27 protein-coding genes and 8 tRNA genes are annotated in these 21,945 nt (G+C 39.7%); 29 read left to right on the top strand and 6 right to left on the bottom strand.

Annotation, left to right across the window (positions count from 1 at the left end):
• Positions 1–13: 13 nt before the first annotated feature.
• Entirely contained in the window at positions 14–1,084 is a 1,071-nt protein-coding gene (locus tag AC0VYH_RS10885; protein ID WP_430246280.1) for a toxic anion resistance protein, read from the bottom strand.
• 215 nt (positions 1,085–1,299) lie between these two features.
• Here AC0VYH_RS10885 and AC0VYH_RS10890 point away from each other — a divergent pair, with 215 nt between their 5' ends.
• The 18 genes from AC0VYH_RS10890 to AC0VYH_RS10975 all read left to right on the top strand — a co-directional run bounded on the left by AC0VYH_RS10890 (position 1,300) and on the right by AC0VYH_RS10975 (position 8,666).
• Complete coding sequence (locus tag AC0VYH_RS10890) at positions 1,300–1,542, top strand: glutaredoxin domain-containing protein (protein WP_430246283.1); 243 nt, start codon at positions 1,300–1,302, stop codon at positions 1,540–1,542.
• Between the two features lie 39 nt (positions 1,543–1,581).
• A complete protein-coding gene (locus tag AC0VYH_RS10895) occupies positions 1,582–2,733 on the top strand; it encodes an acyl-CoA dehydrogenase family protein (protein WP_430246285.1) in 1,152 nt (383 codons plus the stop codon).
• Positions 2,734–2,874: 141 nt separating this feature from the next.
• A complete protein-coding gene (locus AC0VYH_RS10900; RefSeq protein ID WP_430246288.1) occupies positions 2,875–3,489 on the top strand; it encodes a cell wall hydrolase in 615 nt (204 codons plus the stop codon).
• Positions 3,490–3,563: 74 nt separating this feature from the next.
• Positions 3,564–3,959, top strand: coding sequence for a kinase-associated lipoprotein KapB (gene kapB / locus AC0VYH_RS10905; protein ID WP_430246290.1), 396 nt, complete (start codon positions 3,564–3,566; stop codon positions 3,957–3,959).
• 99 nt (positions 3,960–4,058) lie between these two features.
• Positions 4,059–4,961: an oxygen-dependent tRNA uridine(34) hydroxylase TrhO gene (trhO, locus tag AC0VYH_RS10910; protein WP_475367344.1), complete on the top strand. Its 903-nt coding sequence runs from the start codon at positions 4,059–4,061 to the stop codon at positions 4,959–4,961.
• Positions 4,962–5,019: 58 nt separating this feature from the next.
• The gene (locus AC0VYH_RS10915) at positions 5,020–5,775 is read left to right on the top strand and encodes an NRDE family protein (RefSeq protein ID WP_475368969.1); all 756 of its coding nucleotides are present in this window, start codon (positions 5,020–5,022) and stop codon (positions 5,773–5,775) included.
• Positions 5,776–5,903: 128 nt separating this feature from the next.
• Entirely contained in the window at positions 5,904–6,059 is a 156-nt protein-coding gene (locus AC0VYH_RS10920) for a hypothetical protein (protein ID WP_194221572.1), read from the top strand.
• Positions 6,060–6,256: 197 nt separating this feature from the next.
• Positions 6,257–6,332 (top strand) — tRNA-Val (locus AC0VYH_RS10925).
• Between the two features lie 29 nt (positions 6,333–6,361).
• Positions 6,362–6,437, top strand: a tRNA-Thr gene (locus AC0VYH_RS10930).
• 5 nt (positions 6,438–6,442) lie between these two features.
• A tRNA-Leu gene (locus tag AC0VYH_RS10935) sits at positions 6,443–6,527 on the top strand.
• 8 nt (positions 6,528–6,535) lie between these two features.
• Positions 6,536–6,612 (top strand) — tRNA-Arg (locus AC0VYH_RS10940).
• A 4-nt stretch (positions 6,613–6,616) separates the two neighbouring features.
• Positions 6,617–6,692: transfer RNA gene (locus AC0VYH_RS10945), tRNA-Ala, on the top strand.
• 19 nt (positions 6,693–6,711) lie between these two features.
• A tRNA-Ser gene (locus tag AC0VYH_RS10950) sits at positions 6,712–6,804 on the top strand.
• A 5-nt stretch (positions 6,805–6,809) separates the two neighbouring features.
• Positions 6,810–6,883, top strand: a tRNA-Gly gene (locus tag AC0VYH_RS10955).
• Positions 6,884–6,890: 7 nt separating this feature from the next.
• A tRNA-Glu gene (locus AC0VYH_RS10960) sits at positions 6,891–6,965 on the top strand.
• A 125-nt stretch (positions 6,966–7,090) separates the two neighbouring features.
• A complete protein-coding gene (locus tag AC0VYH_RS10965) occupies positions 7,091–7,417 on the top strand; it encodes a transporter (RefSeq protein ID WP_194221573.1) in 327 nt (108 codons plus the stop codon).
• Positions 7,418–7,743: 326 nt separating this feature from the next.
• Positions 7,744–8,385, top strand: a complete 642-nt coding sequence (locus AC0VYH_RS10970; RefSeq protein ID WP_475373745.1) for a YpjP family protein — start codon at positions 7,744–7,746, stop codon at positions 8,383–8,385.
• A 53-nt stretch (positions 8,386–8,438) separates the two neighbouring features.
• A complete protein-coding gene (locus AC0VYH_RS10975; protein ID WP_430246299.1) occupies positions 8,439–8,666 on the top strand; it encodes a hypothetical protein in 228 nt (75 codons plus the stop codon).
• A gap of 192 nt (positions 8,667–8,858) precedes the next feature.
• On the opposite strand, the gene AC0VYH_RS10980 is transcribed toward AC0VYH_RS10975, so the two are convergent.
• Positions 8,859–9,095 carry a YuzB family protein gene (locus AC0VYH_RS10980; RefSeq protein WP_226613011.1) on the bottom strand — a complete coding sequence of 79 codons (237 nt, stop codon included), beginning with the start codon at positions 9,093–9,095 and terminating at the stop codon, positions 8,859–8,861.
• 192 nt (positions 9,096–9,287) lie between these two features.
• On the opposite strand from AC0VYH_RS10980, the gene trxB reads away from it, so the two are divergent.
• Entirely contained in the window at positions 9,288–10,229 is a 942-nt protein-coding gene (trxB, locus tag AC0VYH_RS10985; protein WP_430246303.1) for a thioredoxin-disulfide reductase, read from the top strand.
• A 34-nt stretch (positions 10,230–10,263) separates the two neighbouring features.
• Here trxB and AC0VYH_RS10990 read toward each other — a convergent pair whose 3' ends face one another.
• Positions 10,264–10,707: an Hsp20/alpha crystallin family protein gene (locus tag AC0VYH_RS10990; RefSeq protein ID WP_194221578.1), complete on the bottom strand. Its 444-nt coding sequence runs from the start codon at positions 10,705–10,707 to the stop codon at positions 10,264–10,266.
• Positions 10,708–10,857: 150 nt separating this feature from the next.
• Here AC0VYH_RS10990 and AC0VYH_RS10995 point away from each other — a divergent pair, with 150 nt between their 5' ends.
• Both AC0VYH_RS10995 and AC0VYH_RS11000 read left to right on the top strand, forming a co-directional pair.
• Positions 10,858–11,652 carry a thymidylate synthase gene (locus AC0VYH_RS10995; protein ID WP_475367346.1) on the top strand — a complete coding sequence of 265 codons (795 nt, stop codon included), beginning with the start codon at positions 10,858–10,860 and terminating at the stop codon, positions 11,650–11,652.
• Positions 11,649–12,131, top strand: a complete 483-nt coding sequence (locus tag AC0VYH_RS11000; protein WP_475367347.1) for a dihydrofolate reductase — start codon at positions 11,649–11,651, stop codon at positions 12,129–12,131. Before AC0VYH_RS10995 ends, AC0VYH_RS11000 begins: the two co-directional genes overlap by 4 nt.
• Before the next feature lie 45 nt (positions 12,132–12,176).
• Here AC0VYH_RS11000 and AC0VYH_RS11005 read toward each other — a convergent pair whose 3' ends face one another.
• Positions 12,177–13,010, bottom strand: coding sequence for a YitT family protein (locus AC0VYH_RS11005; RefSeq protein ID WP_194221581.1), 834 nt, complete (start codon positions 13,008–13,010; stop codon positions 12,177–12,179).
• Between the two features lie 154 nt (positions 13,011–13,164).
• Here AC0VYH_RS11005 and AC0VYH_RS11010 point away from each other — a divergent pair, with 154 nt between their 5' ends.
• A complete protein-coding gene (locus AC0VYH_RS11010; RefSeq protein ID WP_475368973.1) occupies positions 13,165–13,830 on the top strand; it encodes a GntR family transcriptional regulator in 666 nt (221 codons plus the stop codon).
• Positions 13,831–13,866: 36 nt separating this feature from the next.
• Here AC0VYH_RS11010 and AC0VYH_RS11015 read toward each other — a convergent pair whose 3' ends face one another.
• Entirely contained in the window at positions 13,867–14,187 is a 321-nt protein-coding gene (locus AC0VYH_RS11015) for a 2Fe-2S iron-sulfur cluster-binding protein (RefSeq protein WP_475367349.1), read from the bottom strand.
• Between the two features lie 166 nt (positions 14,188–14,353).
• On the opposite strand from AC0VYH_RS11015, the gene AC0VYH_RS11020 reads away from it, so the two are divergent.
• The 4 genes from AC0VYH_RS11020 (at position 14,354) to AC0VYH_RS11035 (ending at position 18,140) form a co-directional block, all read left to right on the top strand.
• On the top strand, positions 14,354–14,785 hold the full coding sequence (locus AC0VYH_RS11020) for a DUF2203 family protein (protein ID WP_475367350.1): 432 nt from the start codon (positions 14,354–14,356) through the stop codon (positions 14,783–14,785).
• 334 nt (positions 14,786–15,119) lie between these two features.
• Positions 15,120–17,006, top strand: a complete 1,887-nt coding sequence (locus AC0VYH_RS11025; protein ID WP_475373746.1) for an ABC-F family ATP-binding cassette domain-containing protein — start codon at positions 15,120–15,122, stop codon at positions 17,004–17,006.
• A 436-nt stretch (positions 17,007–17,442) separates the two neighbouring features.
• On the top strand, positions 17,443–17,652 hold the full coding sequence (locus tag AC0VYH_RS11030; RefSeq protein WP_475368974.1) for a hypothetical protein: 210 nt from the start codon (positions 17,443–17,445) through the stop codon (positions 17,650–17,652).
• Between the two features lie 170 nt (positions 17,653–17,822).
• Positions 17,823–18,140 carry a hypothetical protein gene (locus AC0VYH_RS11035; RefSeq protein ID WP_475373747.1) on the top strand — a complete coding sequence of 106 codons (318 nt, stop codon included), beginning with the start codon at positions 17,823–17,825 and terminating at the stop codon, positions 18,138–18,140.
• Between the two features lie 153 nt (positions 18,141–18,293).
• Here the strand turns inward: AC0VYH_RS11035 and arr are convergent, their stop codons facing one another.
• Positions 18,294–18,710, bottom strand: a complete 417-nt coding sequence (gene arr, locus AC0VYH_RS11040) for an NAD(+)--rifampin ADP-ribosyltransferase (protein ID WP_475367356.1) — start codon at positions 18,708–18,710, stop codon at positions 18,294–18,296.
• A gap of 512 nt (positions 18,711–19,222) precedes the next feature.
• Here arr and AC0VYH_RS11045 point away from each other — a divergent pair.
• From AC0VYH_RS11045 to AC0VYH_RS11055, 3 genes are read left to right on the top strand one after another with little or no spacing between them, the layout of a single operon-like run.
• Positions 19,223–20,044: a M55 family metallopeptidase gene (locus AC0VYH_RS11045; RefSeq protein ID WP_430246335.1), complete on the top strand. Its 822-nt coding sequence runs from the start codon at positions 19,223–19,225 to the stop codon at positions 20,042–20,044.
• 15 nt (positions 20,045–20,059) lie between these two features.
• A complete protein-coding gene (locus tag AC0VYH_RS11050; protein WP_430246338.1) occupies positions 20,060–20,989 on the top strand; it encodes an ABC transporter permease in 930 nt (309 codons plus the stop codon).
• A gap of 1 nt (position 20,990) precedes the next feature.
• Complete coding sequence (locus AC0VYH_RS11055; protein ID WP_430246340.1) at positions 20,991–21,935, top strand: ABC transporter permease; 945 nt, start codon at positions 20,991–20,993, stop codon at positions 21,933–21,935.
• The last annotated feature ends 10 nt before the right edge of the window (positions 21,936–21,945 follow it).

Here is a 21,945-nt window from a genome sequence, read left to right on the forward strand (position 1 = left end):
TTACCTCCTATCGTCAAAGTCGATCGGCTGCCTCAGAGAGCTGTTTCTGCCTCTCTGTTGAGCTATCTAATTTGGATTTCATTTCTTTATTTAATTGATCCATTTCTGTTATAAACTTCTTCCCACTATCGATAATACGTACGTTTGATTTTTCTGTTAAATCAATGGCTTCAAACACATCTTGATAAGCTTTGCGGAAGGATTCAATCGCAATCGCTGGCTTTTCAAGTGTTTTAACCGTTTCTTCTGTATTTTGTTTCAGCATCTCAGCGTTTTTCAGAAGCATCGATTCGGTTGCCTGGTTCACATTTTGTACAGCTGAAATCACTTTTTGTTGGTTTCCGAGAGCCAGCTGAATGGAAGCTGTTACGGTAATGATGTTTTTGGTCATCGTCACTGCATTAAAAATAGCTTCTTCTAGCTTTTCGTTGTTTTCCATGATCAAATCAACCGATGCCATGGATTGTCTTAAGACCATGACAGCCTGTGACATATTTTTCACTCGGCTAACGACTTTTTGTTGAGCCTTTTGTAGGGGAAGAGGGTTCTCTTTCCATTCGTCTTTAGCGGCTTCCTCCTCAAGCATCGTCATAAGCGTCTGACCTAGCTCCATCTGATCTTCCAGTCCGACAATGCGGTCTTTTGCTACATCCTTTAGTTCTTTTAACATAACATTATCTTCTTGTAGCTTATCTTTACCAGTTAAAAGTGATTCAACAATAACTTCTACTTGGGATTCGACCGTTTTGTATTTCTTCGCATATTGCTCGACTTCGTTTCGCCCCATTACTCGATTTAGCAGTTTATTGAATTTACTCTTTTGCAAATAAGAGGGCTCTAAGTCTGAGACATGCTCTCTGAGTTTGTGTAAGTTATCAGGTAAGTCGTTATTCGGTTGGTCAATCATGCCCTTTACAGGACGCTTCAATGCTTCAAGGGATTCCCCAGCGTTGCGCTGGGCATCTTCACCAAGCCCTGATAATGACTGGAGAATCTTATCTGTATCGTCTTCATGATAAAAGCTTTGAATGATCTCTTCAGCCTTTTCACGTTGTGAGTTGATTTTCTCAGGTTGATTACTCATATATGTCACTCCTTCAATTGAATGAATTCGTTAAATTATTCTTCTATCATTCTATACGAATAGATTTCGTGAAAAGTTTCAAAACACCTTCAGCAAAACAATTCCCTTTGAGTGAATCGAGCAAACTCACCTAACTGAAATAGTTGAAAGATGCAAAGTAGGGTGGTATGTTTTAAACGGAATTACTTGTAAATTAGTGATAGGAAGTGAACAAAATGAAAAAAGTCAAATTGTATACACAACCGGCATGTCCACCATGTGAGTTTGTGAAAAATTATTTTCAAATGCATGAAGTGAAATATGAGCTACTAAACATAAAAGAAAACGTTGCTGCGCGCAATGAATTGATTCATGATCACGGTTCTATGTCTACCCCAACGATTGTCATCGACGGCGAAGTCATTATTGGATTTGAACAGGAGCGTATTGATGAACTTCTGAATATTCCATCATCTTGATGATAGATTAATGACTTTGGTGAAAGAGGGTGTCTTAGAATGATTGATAAATTTGTTCGAAATGAGCGTGATCATAAGCTGCTCGAATTAGCTAATAAACATCGAGCAGAACTTAAGGAGAGTGCCACACATATTGATCAGGAAGCGTATATTCCTGATTCCATTATAGCAAGTATGAAAGAATCAGGCTTTACTTCACTTACGATCCCTGAAGAATTTGGAGGTGGTGGTCTTTCTCTTTATGAGCTTGTCCTTGTTCAGGAAGAGCTTGGTAAAGGAGAAGGGTCTGGTGCGCTATCACTCGGCTGGCATCTGGGAGTACTAAAAGATTTAAGCGATCGTAGGCCATGGAATGCTTCAACTTATGAAAGGCTTTGTCGTCATGTTGTGGATGGTACGCTCATAAATCGAGCTCAAACAGAAGAGGAGACAGGTGACCCAACTCGAGGTGGTATGCCTGCTACGATCGCGACTGCGGTCGAAGGAGGATATAAAATAACTGGTCGAAAAACATTTACAACATTAAGTCCTCACCTTAATCAAGTGATTGTCAAAGCAACGTGCGAAGGTGTCCCTACAGATTTCTTAGTGTCCATGAGTCAAGAAGGTGTAGAACTTGAAGGGACTTGGGATGTGCTAGGCATGAGAGGTACCCGTAGTGATGACCTTGTATTGACTGACGTATTTGTTCCTTCTAATGCGCTCCTTGAAACTTATGATAAAAATCGGAAAACAGCTTCATTACCTCCGGCCTGGTTGCTCCATATTCCCGCTGTATACATGGGAATAGCAGAGGCAGCACGGGAAGAGGCAGTTCAATTTGTGTCTTCTTACCAACCGAACACACTTGATGTGCCACTAAAAGATGTACCGCACATTCAAGATAAATTTGGACGAATCGGACTTTCATTAATGGCAGCACGTCATTTTCTATATTCGGTTGCAGAGCAGTGGGATCGTTACCCAGAAGAGCGGATGAACATGCAGGGACAGCTTTTCGCTGCCAAAACGCAAGCAATGAATGCTGCACTGGAAGTTGTTGATCTTTCAATGCGTATTGTAGGAGCACGAAGCTTAATGAAGAAGAATCATCTGGAACGACTTTATCGAGACGTTAGAGCGGGGCTTCACAATCCTCCGAGTGATGAATTATCGTTACAAGTTCTTGCAATGAAGCAATTTCAAGACTAATTATCTTACTCCTTCCCTTTTGGAAGGAGTTTCTTTTTGTTCTCATATGTGGAAGACATCCCTGTGACTCCCTATTGAAAGGGACCTGTCCTTCCTCTATCCTTTATGGCGTGGCAAAAAGCTACTGAAAGGATGAGATATATGAACAAAACGATCATTGCTATGATGATGATGAGCCTCTTTTTTGCTCTGTTTTCTGCACAAACTCATCAGGTAGCGGCCGTATCATTGATGAAAGTAAAGCCTAAGATTGAGAATGAGGTTAATGAAGAAGTTGTATTAAACGAAACTTTATCTGAACCAGAAACGAAACAGGAGGTTGCCTTATTGCTTAACCTTCCTGTTAAAAATATGAATGATGTTAAGAAAGTAACAAAGGATCAATTTACTGTATCGAACTATTCTGTAGAAGAAATTGAAATGTTGGCCAAATTGGTTAATGGAGAAGCAAGAGGTGAATCGTTTGAAGGGAAAGTAGCGGTAGCTGCTGTAACAGTCAATCGAACACTTTCTGCAAGATTTCCAAATAGCATTAAAGAAGTGATTTTTGAAAGTGGTGCTTATACTGCAGTATCTGACGGTCAATATGATCAAAAGCCAGGAGCAGAATCATATAAGGCTGTCTATGCGGCCCTTAGTGGTAGAGACCCAAGCTCAGGAGCTTTGTTTTATTACAATCCTGATATTGCAACAGACGATTGGATTCGTACAAGGCATATCATCAAAGAGATTGGGAAACATGTCTTCACAAGATAAAATCCTCCTGATAAAGGAGGATTTTATGATATCATCGACGTGTACACACAGTTAGATGAAGGAGTGAAGCGACTATGTCAGAGAAAAAAACGTTTCAGCCAGGAGAAATAGTAACGGCAGGTTATAAAACGGGGAGATATATTGGAGAAGTCGTCGATATGAAGTCCCCCAAAGCTGTGATTAAAGTTCTTGCTGTCATCAAGCATCCAACTCAGGGAGACCTTCATAATCCCAAACAGCTCGATGTTCCTCTTTTTCACCAGCGAAAAGCGTTAGCCCAATTCGAGAAAGCGCTCGTTCCAATGTCAGCCATTAATCATTACGAAGGAAATATTCCTGATTATCATGATTCACTCAAGGAAGCGCTTGAAACACAATCCGCAGAGCTCAAGCACGAAGGCGGAAGATGGGCCGAAGCATCTCTTATCGAAATCGAAAAGCTTAAAGACGACTACTTCCCATCAAGGTAATCTTCTTTACATCAGACTTCGAATCCGGTAAGATATAGTATTGATTTAGGCTCTTGGATTAGAGCTTGATTGAAGAAGACGTAAAGGGTGGTTTTTGATTTGCAATCAGAAGCTTCAGCATATCAAGTGCTGTTATATTATCAATATGTAGAAATAGAAGATCCGGATTATTTTGCTCGAAAGCATCTTAAGTATTGTCAATCACTCAATTTAAAAGGTCGAGTCCTTGTAGGCAAAGAGGGCATTAATGGAACGGTTTCAGGAACCGTTGAGGATACTGAGCGCTACATGGACGAACTAAAAGCAGATGAACGCTTTCGTGATATGGCTTTCAAAATTGATGAAGCAGAAGGTCATGCCTTTAAAAAGATGCACGTACGTCCGCGCGAAGAAATTGTTTCACTAAAGCTTGAGGAAGATGTAAACCCGAAAGAAATAACCGGGAATTATCTTGAGCCAAAGGAATTTATGGAAGCATTAGAAGATGATGATGTAATAGTTATCGATGCAAGAAATGATTATGAGTACGATATTGGTCATTTTCGCAATGCAATTCGTCCTGATATAAAGGCTTTTCGTGATCTTCCAGACTGGATTGAACAAAATCTTTCGGACCAAAAAGATAAGAAAGTACTAACTTATTGTACAGGTGGAATTCGCTGTGAGAAATTTTCTGGTTACTTAATGAAAAAAGGTTTTTCCGACGTTTCACAGCTTCATGGAGGAATTGTAACGTATGGTAAAGACCCGGAGGTACAGGGGAAATATTTTGATGGCAAGTGCTTTGTATTTGATGATCGTCTTGCTGTTAATGTAAACCGTACCGATGAAGATACAGTTGTAGGGAAATGCTATCATTGTGAGGAGCCAGCAGATACTTATATCAATTGTGCTAATGTACAGTGTGACAAGCTTCACATCGTCTGTGATTCTTGCAAAGAGGAGTATAACCATTATTGTTCTTCTGCATGTGAAGAAGAAGTTCGTATGATCCAATCGTAACGCAGCGGCTAACGCTGCGTTTTTTCTTACAGTGAAACGAGAGAGGAGGCGCGTTAAGATGTGCTTAATTGCTGTAGCTCAAAATGTTCATCCTACATACCCATTTATACTCGTAGCCAACCGAGATGAATTCTACGAGCGTCCAACAAAACCTGCGAACTATTGGGAAGATGTACCAGAACTACTTGCGGGGCGTGATTTAAAGGCTATGGGAACATGGCTAGGGGTTACAACAAACGGAAGAATTGCAGCCCTTACGAATTATCGAGAAGCGAATGAGCAGCCTAAAAGTCTATCAAGGGGTGATCTAACGGCCGATTACTTACGTGATCATCAATCCCCATTATCATACCTAGAAATGGTTCGACAAAAGAAAGATCAGTACAATGGATTTAATTTAATCATAGGAGATTTTAAGAGCCTTTATTATTATTCAAACCGGCAGGATCAAATTTCAAAACTAGAGAACGGTGTTCACGCTGTAAGTAATCACTTACTGAATACGAGCTGGCCAAAGGTTGAGCAGCTTAAAGAAGAATTGAAACACTATTTAAGTGCAGAAAAGAACCTCGATCAAAATCGTCTTTTTGAAATGCTTTCTCATGCTGAGCCTGCACCTGATTATTTATTACCACAGACAGGCGTGCCGATTGAATGGGAAAGGATGCTTTCACCCGTTTTTATTAAGTCGGATCATTACGGAACGAGGGCGCAAACTGTTATTATGGTTTCACAAAATGGAGAAGTTACTTTTGTTGAGAGGTCAGGAGAAGATCAGGAAAATTATTACCAATTTAATCTGGATGAAGCATAATTGCGCTCTAAGTGAATAAATTATGTGTTACCTGTAACTTTTGCCGATAGATCGATGGTGAAAAAGATTCGGGTTTAACAACAGAAAAATAGGGTATTGAGAATTATTACTTATGAGGAGGGGTTTTTTTGAAAAGAAAGCGTCACTATGTTGAAGATCAGCTTTTGCGGGAATCAACCGACATGAAAGAGTACCGAAAATATGATTCTGAAATGGTGACTAAAAAAAGACCAATACTCCGCCAAAATAAAAAGAAAAAACCACTTATTCAAACGCCAGTATAAGCAGGGGAGAGCGCTCCCTGCTTTTTTTCTATGTCAAAAATGGAGTGCTTAACTATGGGGAATAATTTTTTTGTGAAAAAGGGTTGTGTTTTTTTGGGGTCGGTGATAAGATAGGTCTTGTCCTTGAAAAAACACATTAAAAAAAGTGTTGACGAGGCAAAAGAAGTTATTGTATAATAATGAAGTCGCTGTTTAATGGAGGATTAGCTCAGCTGGGAGAGCATCTGCCTTACAAGCAGAGGGTCGGCGGTTCGAGCCCGTCATCCTCCACCATTTATTTTTGATGACTTTCATTAAATTATGCCGGCCTAGCTCAATTGGTAGAGCAACTGACTTGTAATCAGTAGGTTGGGGGTTCAAGTCCTCTGGCCGGCACCACACATGCGGGTGTGGCGGAATTGGCAGACGCGCTAGACTTAGGATCTAGTGTCTTACGACGTGGGGGTTCAAGTCCCTTCACCCGCACCATAGAATATGCGCCCGTAGCTCAATTGGATAGAGCGTCTGACTACGGATCAGAAGGTTAGGGATTCGACTTCTCTCGGGCGCACCATATTGGGGCCTTAGCTCAGCTGGGAGAGCGCCTGCCTTGCACGCAGGAGGTCAGCGGTTCGATCCCGCTAGGCTCCACCATATATATTTTCATGTTTTTGGAGGAATACCCAAGTCTGGCTGAAGGGATCGGTCTTGAAAACCGACAGGGGCTTAGTCGCCCGCGGGGGTTCGAATCCCTCTTCCTCCTCCATCTTTGCGGGTGTAGTTTAGTGGTAAAACCTCAGCCTTCCAAGCTGATGTCGTGGGTTCGATCCCCATCACCCGCTCCATTTTTTTGGCCCGTTGGTCAAGCGGTTAAGACACCGCCCTTTCACGGCGGTATCACGGGTTCGATTCCCGTACGGGTCACCAACTAAATTTCCATAGACTTTTTGACTCAAGCATACTCAAAGAGATGCTTTTTTTGTTGTTTTCAATTCGGTACGTCTCATCAGAATACAGCATACAGTGACTGTATAAGAGAGGGGATGGACCGAATGTATTATGAAGAACATGAGCACATTGCTTATCATTATGACAACACAGATGCCTACCGTCAGCAACCCGTAGCTCCAACATCGAGCCCACCAGCATCACCGCCTCCTAGACCACAGTCAGCACAAGCTGGAACATTTGCTGTAGATCCGGGATCCATTAGAAGGTGTATGTATCGGTTTACTTATATTTGGATGAGAGGCGGCAATTCATTTTGGTTTTGGCCAGTTTATGTAGGGCGTACTTCTGTTTCAGGGTTTCGCTGGACCGGTAGAAGGTGGGTGTATACAGGCATAAGTTTGAGAAGAATTGATATGTTTACTTGTTAATAGATGGAGCGCTTACATGAAGCGCTCTTTTTTAAAGGCTCTTTCGTAGACATTGTTGCTATAGTGGGTGAATTTTCGCTCAGGGATGCTCGTTTTTCGCGGGGCAGGCGGTTAGCATCCTTCCGCTCCAATCAGCTAAGTTTAGTGTTTAATTCAACAATTGTTTCGAAAGCAACAATCTTTTAAAAAAGAGCCTTTTTGAATGAAAAGCTTCGTTACCATAGCCAAATGAAAATTAATGAAAAATCGTCTAAACTTCTGGCTTTTTTGAGAAGATCATGCGAGAATAATACTAACTATTGATCTTCGAAAGTCAGGTGCACATAATGAAATTCCCTCTTTGGATGAGAAAGTTATTTGTAGCATTTGTTGCTGTTATTACACTTGGAACTGTGGTTCCTACTGGATATCTAGCAGATGACAAAACAGAGTCATCAGAAAATTATCAAGAAGAAAACCATCTTCTTATTGAGCCGAGGGACGAGCCTGATAAGGCGATAGAGCCTCTTGTTGATCAGTATGATTGGCCCATCATAGCTCAGGACGCTTCTTCTTCTGAACTCCTGACGCATTTTGTAAGCTATGCAAGCAATCAATCCGAGCAACTCGGGCTAACAAAATTCGGTGAAACGATCTCAACTCGAGTCGGTAACGAGTATCGAGATGCAATTGTACCTAAAATGACAGAAGCGATCGCTACCTCAGTGCAAAATCTGGATGAGGATACATTAAGGTCACTTCGTTTGACGGACAACCCTTCTGGTGGATACGGAGAACGTATTCTTCATGTATATAATGAACAGAGTGGGGAAGACTTATTGCGTTTTCATGTGAGAAGAGATCATCCCCCACAAGATGGCTATTGGTTTAATTTTCATTACCATGCAGCGAATGATGATTTTGAAGAACATTATGAAGTAGGTAAGATTTATTGGGATAAAAACACTCCGCCTAAGTGGCTCTCGTAAGAGAGGTGCGCGGGGTGTTTTTGGTTGGAGATTAAGGGAGGATCACAACATAGATGGAACTTGTACAATGTATTAGAGATGTTTTCGAAGAAGAGCCTTTAACCGGCTCAGAAAGTGTATTGAATCGTAAATTATTTAAGGAAGGTCATTTCTATCCAGTTTATAAAGATGAGCATCATAGCTGGATTACGCTTGATGATGAAGGAGAGCAGCATATTATTGCTACCGGCACCTCACTCAATGAAGACTTCTGGTTTACTTTTCGGTTTCGCATAGCATAATAAAAAGCCGCATAAAGCGGCTTTTACTTTTTTTTAGGGCGCGCATTTTGCGGGCCTCTTTTTTTATTCATAAGAAGAGCGTCTTCGCCTTCTTTTTCACCTTGCACACCGGCTTTCGGATCATACGCGTTTCGATTTTTCATGTAAGCTCCTCCTCTAATTGGATTCACTTATTAGTATGTCCAAATTCGGTTAAAACATCGGATTTTCTTCGATGAACTGGTAGACGTTATCAACTAGCTCATCGGGCGTTTCGGCAGTAACGCGCTCGCCGTTAACGAGACAGTAAATATCCTGGCTACAAAGTGTGCAGTGACCAAGACAAGAATATTCGAGCACATCAAGATCTGTATCTTTTTCTAGTTTTTCCATTGCTTTATGTGAACCGCTCGAAAGATTGCTCATGCAGAATTCAACTATTGGATTCATCTTTTATTCACCTCGGGTTTTCCTTACTATTACAAGACTGTTTCTATTCTATCAAGAAGGTGTGAAAATGAACAACCATTTGCATAAGATCAAGAAACAAATTGATGGATACCCATATAATTTGTAAGAGAAGGGTTTATTTCTATATAATTAGGAAAAATAACATAATGAAGTCGATAGAGGAGGGTCATTATGCATAAAGCAGTTATTGTAGGAACAGGACCAGCGGGTTTAACAGCAGCCATTTATCTTGCGAGGGCTAATATGGAGCCGCTCGTCATTGAGGGACCGGAACCTGGTGGTCAGCTTACGTTAACAACAGATGTTGAGAACTTTCCCGGTTTTCCAGATGGCGTTCTCGGTCCAGAATTGATGGAAAATATGAAGAAGCAGGCGCTTAGGTTCGGCGCTACAATTGAGCGAGGATGGGTGAAGGATATTGATTTTAATGAGCGTCCCTTTAAATTAAAAACAGATACTCTCGGGGATATTATGGCGGAGTCTGTTTTGATTTCGACTGGTGCTTCAGCAAAGCTTCTAGGTATACCAGGAGAATCAGAGAATATGGGTCGAGGTGTGAGTACATGTGCAACGTGTGACGGCTTTTTCTTCCGTGGTAAAAAAATCGTTGTGATTGGTGGAGGAGACTCAGCTATGGAAGAAGCGACTTTCTTAACGAAATTCGCTTCAGAAGTTACTGTTCTTCACAGGAGGAAAGAACTTCGCGCATCAAAAATTATGCAGGAGCGTGCTCGCTCTAATGATAAAATTAGCTGGAAGCTGAATGCTTCCCCGCTAGAGGTTGTAGCAGAAAACAATAAAGTGAGCGGTATTAAAGTAAAGAATAGTGATACGGGAGAAGAGGAGTTCGTTAAGACAGATGGCATATTTGTTGCGATTGGCCATCGTCCAAACACTGATTTTCTCGCGGGTAAAATTAATATGGATGATAAAGGTTACGTTCAAGTAGAACCAGGAACGACAAAAACGAATGTCCCTGGTGTATTTGCATGTGGAGATGTACAGGATTTCACTTACCGTCAAGCGATCACAGCAGCAGGCACAGGGTGTATGGCGGCTATGGATTGTGAGCGGTTCCTTGAAGGAAACGCCTTTATAGACTGGAGTATGTAAGAAGAAAAAGCGCAGGCCTTGGCCCTGCGCTTTTTTAGTCGATGTTAATATAATTCGAATCGGTACGTATGCGATCAGATTTGGGTATTTTAATTTCTAGAACACCATTTTCGTATTTTCCTTTCACATTTTTCATGGAAAAGTGAAAGGGAAGCTTAATGGTGCGACTAGTACTTGAATAGGACCGTTCTTGTTTGTAATATTTTTGTTTATCGTTTCGTGACTCATGAAATTCTTTAGATTCAATGGAAATCCGAAGACCATCTCCAAGTGGTTCCACTTTAATTTGCTCCTTTGTGATACCAGGTAACTCTGCTTCAACAATAAATGCATCCTCCGTTTCATAAAGATCAACCCGAAACGACTGAGCTGGTAGAAGATTCGCAAATGGCTCTTTAAAGAAATCATCAAAGGTGTTCATCCAATTTTGAATAGCAGGGTCTTGAAACAGTTTGGGCAATTTATCGCCTTTCGCCATGGTTATTTCATCCTTTCCAACATTTCTGTTATACAGTATGTTTGCCCAAGGAAAATGTGCTTTTTGGCTGTTTTTTACATACAATTCGCAAGTTACTTCTCATCTTTCTTCATGTTACAATGGTCATTAGAGAATTGAAGGAGGAGTACGATGAAGACTTATTTGCAGCTATGCGAAGAAATTTTACATAACGGAACTAAGAAATCTGATCGGACAGGCACGGGGACGGTCAGTGTATTTGGACATCAAATGAGGTTTGATTTACAAGAAGGTTTTCCAGCTTTAACTACCAAAAAACTTCACTTAAGATCAATTATTCATGAGCTTCTTTGGTTTTTAAATGGAGACACCAATGTAAAGTATCTTCAGGATAATGGTGTGCGCATCTGGAATGAATGGGCTGATGAAGATGGTGAGCTTGGTCCAGTTTATGGTCATCAATGGCGCTCGTGGACGGGCGCGGACGGATCAACCGTTGATCAAATTGCAAAAGTAGTTGAGCAAATTAAAACTAACCCGAATTCAAGAAGAATGATTGTAACAGCATGGAACCCTTCAGAAGTCGATAATATGGCTTTACCTCCATGTCACTGTCTTTTCCAGTTTTACGTTGCTGATGGTAAGCTTTCTTGTCAGCTTTATCAACGTTCTGCTGATGTGTTCCTTGGGGTGCCTTTCAATATCGCATCCTACGCGCTTCTCACGATGATGATGGCGCAGGTGTGTGATTTAGAGCCAGGTGAATTTATTCATACGCTAGGTGATGCGCATATTTATAACAATCATATTGAGCAGGTCAACCTTCAGCTCACTCGTGAACCTAGAGACCTTCCAAAAATGAAAATTAATCCAGACGTGAAATCAATTTTTGATTTCTCATTTGATGATTTTGAGTTAACGGATTACAATCCTCATCCACATATTAAAGGAGAGGTGTCGGTATGATATCATTTCTTCTAGCAATGGATGAAAAGCAGTTAATTGGGAAAGACAATGATCTGCCTTGGCATTTGCCAGCTGATCTCGCTTATTTTAAACGCATGACGACTGGAAAATCGATCGTTATGGGAAGAAAAACATTCGAATCAATTGGCAAAGCGTTACCCGGCCGTGATAATTATCTAATTACTAGAAAAGACCTGGAATATGAAAAGGTTACTGTACTGCATTCTGTAGAGGAGTTTCTGGAACTTTCAAAGCGTGAGGAAAAAGATTGGTTCGTTATAGGTGGCGCTGAAATCTATCGTCAGCTGCTTCCGCATGCTGATCGCCTGTACATTACTGAGATTCATGAATCGTTTGATGGAGATACTTATTTTCCCGATTTCTCTCAAGATGATTGGAAAGAAACTTCGCGCGAAAAACATTCACGTGATGAGAGAAATAAACACGCTTTCGATTTTGTCGTTTACGATCGCAACTAAAAAAATCCCCCGGTGAAATGCGTTTCACTAGGGGGATTTTTGCTTTTATGTTTTAGGAAATGTAAATCCTTCTCCAAAAACATCTCTCACGTCATGCACAACGACAAAAGCTTTATCATCGACTTTTTGAATCATCTTTTTAAGAAGGAAAAGCTCCTGTTTATTAATGACAACGTATAAGATGTCTTTTGATTCATTTGAATAATGTCCGCGAGCATTAATAACCGTTACGCCTCGGTCCATTTCTTCACTTACTTTCTCTGCAATGGCAACAGTACTTTGAGAAATAATCGTTACGGCTTTACGCGTATCAAATCCGTCAATTAAATAGTCCAATATTTTTGTGCTAATATAGATGGAAATTCCGGTATACATCGTATTTTCGATCCCGATGACGACGGAAGAGCCGAGTACAACGAGAATATCAAAAACAAACATCGATGTACTTACGCTCCACCCAAAGCTTTGGTTAAGCATACGGGCAACAATTGTAGATCCACCAGTAGTACCACCTGAGCGGAGAACGAGACCGAGACCAATCCCGATGAAAACACCTGCAAAGACGGTTCCGAGCATAATATCAAGCGGCTGACCCATTCCTTCAGTTAATTGTATAAATAATGAGCTAAAGAAGATCGCAAGCATCGTATACCAGGTTACTCGTTTATTCAGTACCTTATATCCAATGGCTAAAAGCACAGCGTTCATAACAAAGTTTGTAATCCCTGGTGACCAATCAAGAATATAATAAAGCGTCATCGATATGCCAGTTACGCCGCCTTCACCTAGTTCGTTTGGAATTGCAAACCAGTTCACACCAAGCGCAAAGAATAACGATCCGATAATAATTAACGTTATTTCTTTTCCAGTATTGTTCATGTCATCACTCCGTTCTGTTCCTCAATACGTAGGATAATATATCATAGTGGTTGAAACTGGACAAGATTGTTCAACAATATTGTTCGAAAGAAATGTGACTTCCTTTTTTTTATGTTAAAATAATGGAAAATAGAGTATGGGCGGGTCTTAAGACATGCGTAAAGAAACAGTTGAACAAAAAGTGTATCAACTAATAAAAAATGCGATATTAACGAGACAAATCGCTCCTGGGAATCAGCTGTTTGAAAGTGCTATTGCTGCTAAAGTCAATGCTAGTAGGACGCCGATTCGAAGTGCTATTACGAAACTGGAAGCAGAGGGTCTTGTGACTGTCGTTCCGAATAAAGGAGCATTTATCGTTCAACCGACGATTGATGAAATGATTCAGGCTTTTGAATTGAGAAAAGTTTTAGAGGACATGGCGATCCGTGAAGGGTACGCAAAAATGGAAGCTTCTGATATCGAGCGGTTAAAATATCAGACTGAGGAGATGGGAAAGGCGTTTAAAGAAGGGAACATTCTCTTATATCATGAACAAAATAAGGCGTTTCACCTTGTGATGGCTAAAGCGAGTGGAAATCGTTATTTGATTGATTTTATGGAGCAAATTTTAAATCAAATCACCATTTATATGGTGCTGTATGATGTTTTTAGTGGTAATGATGAGAATGATACTGTCGAACATAATAAAGTGATTCAACTACTAGAGGCGAACGATGAGGAAAGTCTTCATAACGTTATTACAAACCATCTTGAGAATAGTTTAGCAAAGCTTCAGGAAGATAAGCTAAATTATCAGTCACTGACAACACTATTTTAATAAAGACGAGCTAGGTAAGCTCGTCTTTGTTTTTGCTTATTCAGCAGGTCTAGGTCCAGCATCAAGGCCAGAGCTTTCAACAGTCATCGCAGGCTTCACTTCGCAGTTGCCGTTAACACGAACCTGACAGGAGAGGCGGAGTTTTTCTTCCACGCCTTTTTTCTTAAACGCTTCCTCTTCAATTTCAGTTAGTTCTCCAAATTCTCCATCCACCACTTCTACACGGCAGGTGGTGCATTTTGCGTTCCCTCCGCAGCGATGAAGAACATGTACCCCGTTATCTTCAAGAGCAAGTGCTAACTTAGTTCCTTCTTCTACTTCAAACGTTCCGTAATCTGGTACAGTAACTTTAGCCAAAGAAATTCCTCCTTTATGAAATGGTTCCCCTTACATCCTCTATCATATCCGAATTTCAACCCTCTTTGAAGAGGATTGTTCCGATTGTAAAAATTCGTCGAATAATGGTTAAAGAAAGTGGGTAAGGGTAAAGAAGTAGTAGTAAAGACGAACCAGGAGGAGAAACATGGAAAAAAAGTATTTTACTTTAGAAGAAGCGAATCGTTTGTTGCCAGTGTTAAGGAGAGAGCTTGCCGGACTTAAGCGCCTGAAAATTCAATTTAGCGAACATTACGATCAGATTGAACAGCATAAGAAAACGCTTCTTTATCGTCACAAAACAAAAGTTGACGAAGATATCCTTTTTAAAAAAGAGGCACGGATGGAATTTATGGAGTTAGAAGCACAAACGTTTATTAACAATATCATGACTCTTGGAGTAGAAATCAAGAATGTAGATGAAGGATTAATTGATTTTCCTGCAATAATCAATGGAAAAGAAGTGTTACTGTGCTGGAAAGACGGAGAAGAGGAAGTATCCTTTTATCATTCAGATCTAGGTGGATTTAATAAACGAGAACCGATTGAAAACATTATGAAAGAGGAGGAGCAGGGCTGATGTAGATCAGCTCTTTTCAAAAAAACATAATTAAATTTCAATTACCGTATTAGTATAGAATTTTAAAAATAGCTCACCTTAAAGAGTAGGGAGGTGAGTGCATGAAAAACCCAAAACAAACTCATAAGCATGATACCGAATTCGCAAGCGAGCTAGCAGCTGAACAAAATAACAATAAAAAGCATAAGAAAAATAAGCAACAAAAAAAGAATGCTTAATAAAAAGGAGCTCTTAGCGGAGCTTCTTTTCTTTATCTTATTAGTAGATCAGTTCCCTTCTTTCTCTAAAACAGTTAAAATAGGAAGCAGACTAAAGAGAGAAAAGGATGAGTATCATGAGCTTATTACAGGCTGAATTAATCACCAAATCATATGGAGAGAAAACACTATTTGATGGGATATCTTTTTCACTCGAAGAAAAGCAGAGAATCGGTTTAATTGGAGTAAACGGCACAGGGAAATCCTCTTTGCTTAAAATTCTTGCGGGCATCGAGTCGATGGATAGCGGTACACTGCACCATGCGAATCAGTTCCATGTAGAGTACTTGCCTCAGGACCCGGTATTTGTTGAGAAAAAAACAATCCTTGAGACGGTTTTTGATAGTGATGTACCATTATTTAATACGGTAAGAAAATATGAAGAAGCGCTGCAGAACGTAATGAACTTTCCTGAGAAAGAAGCGACACAAGAGAAGCTCATTCAGGCACAGGAAGAAATGGATCATCTTCAAGCGTGGGATTTTAGTACCCAAGCTAAAACGATTCTAACAAAGCTCGGGCTTACTCAGTTTGACGCAATGGTGAATGAATTATCAGGTGGTCAACAAAAACGTGTTGCGCTAGCGAAAGCATTTATAAATCCAGCAGACTTATTGATTCTCGATGAGCCTACTAACCATATCGATAATGCAACTGTTGAATGGTTAGAACAATACCTGGCCAATTACTCTGGAACTCTATTGCTTGTTACGCATGACCGGTATTTTCTTAATCGTGTAACAAACCGCATTTTTGAACTGGATAAAGGACGATTGTTTGAATATGAAGGGAATTACGCTACATTTTTTGAACAGAAAGCGCTGCGTGAAGAACGTGAGGCGAAAGAAGAAGATAAACATAATAAATTACTAAAAAGTGAGCTAGAGTGGTTAAAAAAGGGAGCGAAAGCTAGAACCACAAAACAAAAAGCACGTAAGCAAAGAATCGAGAAAATGAAGGAAGAACCAGGACGAACGACAGAAGGAAATGTCGATATGGCATTAGGTGCGAGTCGTCTAGGTAAGAAAGTAATTGAAGCTACGGATATATCAAAAGTGATCAATGGTCGAACGTTAGCAGACCAATTTAACTATCTTGTTCTCCCACAAGACCGAATTGGCATCATTGGACCGAATGGTTCTGGCAAAACGACGCTACTTAATATGCTTGCTGGTCGAATCGCTCCTGATTCAGGTCATGTTGATATTGGTGTAACGGTTAAACCAGGTTTCTACACTCAACAAAATGAGGGGTTAGATGAATCGCTTAGAGTAATTGAATACATTCGTGAAGGTGGAGAGGAGGTTCGCCTCCGTAAGGGCGGAACCGTATCAGCTTCTCAAATGCTTGAGCGATTTCTATTTTCACCTGATATGCAATGGACATACATATCCCGATTATCTGGTGGAGAGAAAAGAAGGTTATATTTGCTTCGTATCTTAATGGAAGAGCCTAACGTTCTTTTCCTAGATGAGCCTACGAATGATTTAGACGTTCAGACACTTGCTGTGTTAGAAGATTATCTTGCCGAATTCCCTGGAGCTGTTATTACCGTTTCCCACGATCGTTATTTCCTTGATAAGATGGCAGAGCAGCTTTTCGTTTTCGATGGTGATGGAAAGATTGACCACTATTATGGCTCCTACTCCGATTATCTTGATGTATTGAAAAAAGAAAAAGAGCTTGAAGCTATGGAGAAAAAGCAATCAACTCCAAAAACAGATGATGCAATCGAGAAACCAAAGCAAGTGAAACTCTCTTACAAAGAAAAGAAAGAATGGGAAACGATTCAGGACACTATTGAGAAAATTGAACAGCGCATTGAAGACGTTAAAGTTGAAATAGCAGAATCAGGAAGTGATTTTGCAAAAGTAGATGAGCTTTATAAAGAAGAACAGGCTCTTACGTTGGAATTAGAAGAAAAAATTGAACGTTGGTCTGAGCTCTCAGAGAAAATGGAATAGTAGGAAACCCTGCTATGTATTAATGAGTTTTGAGAGATTCACTCACCAAAAAATTTATGTAATCAAACCTAAAGCCACTCCTGCACTTCAGGTGTGGCTTTTTTGGTCTGCTAACGTTTTTTTAGGGTCTCGAAGTCTAATTCACTTTTCAATTCACAGGTTGAAAAACCTCCAAGCAAAAGTGCATACCTGATACGAGTGCGGATTTGGGAGTGAATTGAAAGAAGTTTTTAATTGGTTATTTATGTTAATATTGAAGTTGGATTAAAGAAGGTATTCAAGTTAAGATCAGTGATTCTTGAAGACTTGAATTCAAGATAACAGCTGAAGTTGAAACATTTTTTGGGAATGTATGTATCGAGGATAATATGATAAAAACAGCAAGGAAGTTATTGGGGATTTTTCTTCTGATCGATAATTGGAAAGGAGGAGAAGTATGGAAGTTTTTTTGATGAGTTTCTTTTCGGCAGTGATCATATACATAACTGTTCAATCGATAATTAAGGCTTTAAATATAGCCTTAAATAGAAATGAGATATCAAAACGAAAATATAGTCTTATTATGGCGATATCAATTTCTATAGGTACTTTCGTAGCAGTAGTTTTACCTTTTGGATATCAAAGACTTTTTGCTGCTATTCTTTAAAGTCTTCTTTAGCTTATCTTTAACAAGGTGAGCTTCTATCTTTTTGAAGAAAAGACTGAGTTATGCAGATTTATTTGAAATAATTAGCAATAGAATTTGGACAGTTTAACCGAATAAATTATGTTGAAAATTAATCTACATAATAAGCGAAGGAAAGTAGGGTTTATAATATGGATTTATCTTTGGAAATTGCGCGTATTATACTGCCAGTTGCCATAGTGGGTGGGATTGGAGTATTTGTAATTCTAAGAATGAAACATAAGTCTAAGCAAGGAACTCTAGGTAAGAAAAAAACAAGAAGTGCTCAAACTATATTAGATAGCTTAATACCATTCGGAATGATGTTTGGTTTGGCTGTTGCTATACTTCTCAGCATGTTTAGCACCTTTTCCTTTCTTTCTGCAATTACTTGGGGACCTGGTATAGGTATGTTATTAGGATATTTTGCTTATGAAATTTACAGCAAGAAGGAAGATAGTTATTCATAATAACTGCCTTCCAGAAACTCGGAGCTTATCTGCATGCAATAAGAGAGGCTGCAAGTTTAGATACACAATAGAACTTTTTGTTCAAAACCAGGCATCGCTAGTATTGAGATACCTAGTTTTTCTTTCAATTTATGATTTGAGAGATTTAGAAGATTAATCATATATGACAAATTTCCCTTGTTCATGTAATCTTTTTATAGATGCAAGCATATGATTTATTTCTTCATCGGAATGTCTTTCCCATGAACTTAATTCAGCTACTATTTTTAAGGGCGATTTCGATCTATAAGAACGTGTAGGGTTTCCGGGAAACTTTTTGTCAGTTACGTTTGGATCATTTTCAAATTCACCTAATGGCTCTACAATATATATTCTTTCTTTTGATGTAGATATTGCTAATTCAGCCCCCCATTTAGCGGCATTTAATGTAGCAGTGAAATAAATATAGTTCGCTTTTTTGTTTTGGTAATTTGATAAGTGTTGCGGTACTAATAGATCTCCAATTTTTAGTTCTGCTTTCGTACCATGAAAGAAAGGTCCATGATCTAAGACATCTTTTTTGTCATTCATTTTAATACACCTCTCTTTTTTGATTTGTATAAAATAGTATAGAGCAGCAAGTATAAAAATAGTAGTCTATAATTACCTGGAAATTAGCGGTATAATATAAGTAGAGAAAATGTAGTTGAACGACAAGTAACTATAATTTGCGTTTTCATTAGCAATCACCGTCAATGGTTGTTGGAGCTTTAATAAAATAACAAAATTTACAGAGCTTGAAATGGCATTTTGCCTCTAAGCTCTCTTTTTTTATGATTTAATATATGTTTTGGCCTTTGAAGCGTTATGTGATTTCACGATTTGTCCATCTGAAGTAACTCGGTTATCAATATACTGGTGTGGTTTTTATATATTGTAAATATATTTTTAGGATCCCCCTTTTTGTGAACTCTACGAACATTGAGGAGCATTTGCAGAATGAAATAAAACTTCGCGATCTCCTTAGAATATTTTGAGAAATGAAGTAAATAGTGGTATAATTATTCAGAAAGTTACGAATCTAGAGAGAAAGGAGAACATTTGTGAAGTTTTATTTATCGGTAGATATGGAAGGCGTAACCGGTCTTGTAGATGAGACGTTTGTGGATTCGAATAAACAGAATTATATGCGTGGTCAGGAAATGATGACGCAGGAAGCCAATCACGTAATCGAAGCCGCCTTTGGAAGTGGATGCTCAGCTGTGACGGTAAATGATAGTCACTCAAAAATGAACAACTTACTTATTGAGAAGCTTCATCCCGAAGCAAGGCTCATTTCAGGAGATGTGAAGCCTTTTTCTATGGTTCAGGGGTTAGACAGTACATATGAAGGTATGGGGATGATCGGTTATCATGCACGCGCCGGTATGCCGGGCGTAATGTCTCATTCCATGTTCCACAATGTGAGAAATTTCTACATAAATGATCAAGTTGTAGGAGAGCTAGGGATGAATGCATACGTTGCCGGATACTTTGGTGTTCCGATTTTGTTCGTTGCAGGCGATGACAGAGCTGCACTAGAAGCCGAAGAGCTTATCCCAAACATAACAACAGCTGTTGTAAAAGAAACGATTTCTCGATCTTCCGCTCTTTTGTTATCACCACAAAAAACAGGGCAAGTGTTACGTCAACAAACAGAAAAGGCAATGCTTAATAGACACAATGTCGAACCTTTAGTTCCTCCTCGCGAGCCTGTATTTCGCATTGAATTTGCGAATCATGGACATGCCGAGTGGGCGAGCCTTATGCCTGGTGTTGAGATTGAAAAAGAAACGACAGTTAAATATCAAGCGAAAAATATGCTTGAAGTCTATCAAGCTATGCTTGTGATGACTGAATTAGCATCAAGAACAACATTTAGCTAGAAAGTAGGGATGCCTGTGGCGAAATATATTATCAATCGTCTCTTCGCCATGGTGATTACATTGTGGATTATCGTAACCATTACGTTCTTCTTAATGCATGCGGTACCAGGGTCACCATTTAACCAGGAAAGAAACACCAGTGAAGCGGTGCAGCAAAACCTTGAAGCGCACTATCATTTGGATGAACCAGTTTTTATTCAATATGCCATTTACATTAAATCACTTGCAACACTTGATTTTGGGCCTTCTATTAAACAATCATCTACGTCGGTTAATGAAATGATTGGTAGAGGATTTCCAGTCTCGGCAGAACTTGGGGTTACGTCGCTTTTGATTGCGATTATTTCAGGTATTATTCTAGGCATTATGGCTGCCCTTCGTCACAATGGTGCAATTGATTACATAGCGATGACTTTTGCGGTCTTTGGCATTTCAGTACCGAACTTTATTATGGCGACTTTACTTATTCAACAGCTAGCTGTGAACTGGGAAGTTTTCCCGGTGGCTACTTGGGCCTCGCCAATGCATATGATCCTACCTTCTATTGCGCTTGCAACTGGGCCAATGGCCATCATAGCGCGCCTTACTAGATCAAGTATGATCGAAGTTCTCAATCAAGATTACATCATGACTGCTCGGGCAAAAGGGATGACAACATTCCAAATTGTTATGAAGCATGCTATGAGAAATGCTTTACTGCCGGTTATTACTATTCTTGGAACACTTGTTGCTGGAGTATTAACTGGGAGTTTTGTTATCGAAAAAATCTTTGCCATTCCTGGCATGGGTAAATATTTTATCAACGGTATAAATGATCGTGATTATCCTGTCATTATGGGAACAACAGTCTTTTATAGTGCCTTCCTCATTATGATGCTCTTTATTGTAGATATTGCTTACGGGATACTAGATCCGAGAATTAAGCTGCATAAGAGGGGGGAATAGCATGATACCGGAGCGAAAAGATACGAAACAAGAGCTATCAGAAGACCTCTTTCTTCCGTTAAAAGATTCCTCTAATAATGCAGAGATGATTGCAAAGCCAAGTATTTCTTATTGGAAAGATGCATGGATGAGGTTGTCTGGGAACAAGTTGTCTATGGCTGGTCTTATCATGTTAGTATTGCTTGTCTTAATGGCCATATTTGGTCCGTTGCTAACACCATATTCTTACGATCATCAGGTTTTGACCGAAGGGAACTTACCTCCATCTTCTGAGCACTGGTTTGGAACAGATAACCTTGGTCGAGATATGTTCACACGAACGTGGAATGGAGCTAGAATTTCATTGTTTGTTGGATTTATGGCAGCGATTATCGATTTTGTTATTGGAGTAGCTTATGGAGGGTTTTCAGGATATAAAGGTGGAAGAACGGATAATTTCATGATGAGAATCATTGAAATTTTGTACGGTCTTCCATATCTCCTAATGGTTATTCTTTTGATGGTCGTCATGGGTCCTGGGCTCTTTACGATTATTATTGCGTTAACTGTAACAGGGTGGGTCGGAATGGCACGAATTGTTCGAGGACAGGTTCTTCAGTTAAAGAACGCAGAGCATGTTCTCGCATCTCGTACGTTTGGAGCAAGCGCAAGTCGCGTTATTCGAAAGAATCTCCTTCCTAATACGATGGGGCCGATCATCGTTCAAATGACTTTAACCGTTCCTACAGCTATCTTTGCCGAAGCCTTCTTAAGTTTCTTAGGACTAGGTGTACAAGCACCCGTAGCGAGTTGGGGCGTAATGGCAAATGATGGATTATCGGTTATTTTATCAGGGCACTGGTGGAGGCTGTTTTTTCCAGCATTCTTTATTTCATTAACGATGTTTGCTTTTAATGTTCTCGGTGACGGTTTGCAAGATGCACTTGATCCTAAACTACGTAAGTAAATCCTCATCT

The organism is Anaerobacillus sp. QJM3NY_32 (genome assembly GCF_056173645.1).

Coding starts and splice junctions, on each gene's coding strand:
- AC0VYH_RS10980 (WP_226613011.1), bottom strand. CDS start 9,095: ATGAATCCAATAGTTGAATTCTGCATGAGCAATCTTTCGAGCGGTTCA.
- trxB (WP_430246303.1), top strand. CDS start 9,288: ATGCATAAAGCAGTTATTGTAGGAACAGGACCAGCGGGTTTAACAGCA.
- AC0VYH_RS10915 (WP_475368969.1), top strand. CDS start 5,020: ATGTGCTTAATTGCTGTAGCTCAAAATGTTCATCCTACATACCCATTT.
- AC0VYH_RS11010 (WP_475368973.1), top strand. CDS start 13,165: ATGCGTAAAGAAACAGTTGAACAAAAAGTGTATCAACTAATAAAAAAT.
- AC0VYH_RS11005 (WP_194221581.1), bottom strand. CDS start 13,010: ATGAACAATACTGGAAAAGAAATAACGTTAATTATTATCGGATCGTTA.
- AC0VYH_RS11055 (WP_430246340.1), top strand. CDS start 20,991: ATGATACCGGAGCGAAAAGATACGAAACAAGAGCTATCAGAAGACCTC.
- AC0VYH_RS11025 (WP_475373746.1), top strand. CDS start 15,120: ATGAGCTTATTACAGGCTGAATTAATCACCAAATCATATGGAGAGAAA.
- AC0VYH_RS11020 (WP_475367350.1), top strand. CDS start 14,354: ATGGAAAAAAAGTATTTTACTTTAGAAGAAGCGAATCGTTTGTTGCCA.
- AC0VYH_RS10890 (WP_430246283.1), top strand. CDS start 1,300: ATGAAAAAAGTCAAATTGTATACACAACCGGCATGTCCACCATGTGAG.
- AC0VYH_RS11035 (WP_475373747.1), top strand. CDS start 17,823: ATGGATTTATCTTTGGAAATTGCGCGTATTATACTGCCAGTTGCCATA.
- AC0VYH_RS10965 (WP_194221573.1), top strand. CDS start 7,091: ATGTATTATGAAGAACATGAGCACATTGCTTATCATTATGACAACACA.
- AC0VYH_RS10990 (WP_194221578.1), bottom strand. CDS start 10,707: ATGGCGAAAGGCGATAAATTGCCCAAACTGTTTCAAGACCCTGCTATT.
- AC0VYH_RS10900 (WP_430246288.1), top strand. CDS start 2,875: ATGAACAAAACGATCATTGCTATGATGATGATGAGCCTCTTTTTTGCT.
- AC0VYH_RS10895 (WP_430246285.1), top strand. CDS start 1,582: ATGATTGATAAATTTGTTCGAAATGAGCGTGATCATAAGCTGCTCGAA.
- arr (WP_475367356.1), bottom strand. CDS start 18,710: ATGAATGACAAAAAAGATGTCTTAGATCATGGACCTTTCTTTCATGGT.
- AC0VYH_RS10885 (WP_430246280.1), bottom strand. CDS start 1,084: ATGAGTAATCAACCTGAGAAAATCAACTCACAACGTGAAAAGGCTGAA.
- AC0VYH_RS10995 (WP_475367346.1), top strand. CDS start 10,858: ATGAAGACTTATTTGCAGCTATGCGAAGAAATTTTACATAACGGAACT.
- kapB (WP_430246290.1), top strand. CDS start 3,564: ATGTCAGAGAAAAAAACGTTTCAGCCAGGAGAAATAGTAACGGCAGGT.
- AC0VYH_RS10975 (WP_430246299.1), top strand. CDS start 8,439: ATGGAACTTGTACAATGTATTAGAGATGTTTTCGAAGAAGAGCCTTTA.
- AC0VYH_RS10970 (WP_475373745.1), top strand. CDS start 7,744: ATGAAATTCCCTCTTTGGATGAGAAAGTTATTTGTAGCATTTGTTGCT.
- AC0VYH_RS11000 (WP_475367347.1), top strand. CDS start 11,649: ATGATATCATTTCTTCTAGCAATGGATGAAAAGCAGTTAATTGGGAAA.
- AC0VYH_RS11030 (WP_475368974.1), top strand. CDS start 17,443: ATGGAAGTTTTTTTGATGAGTTTCTTTTCGGCAGTGATCATATACATA.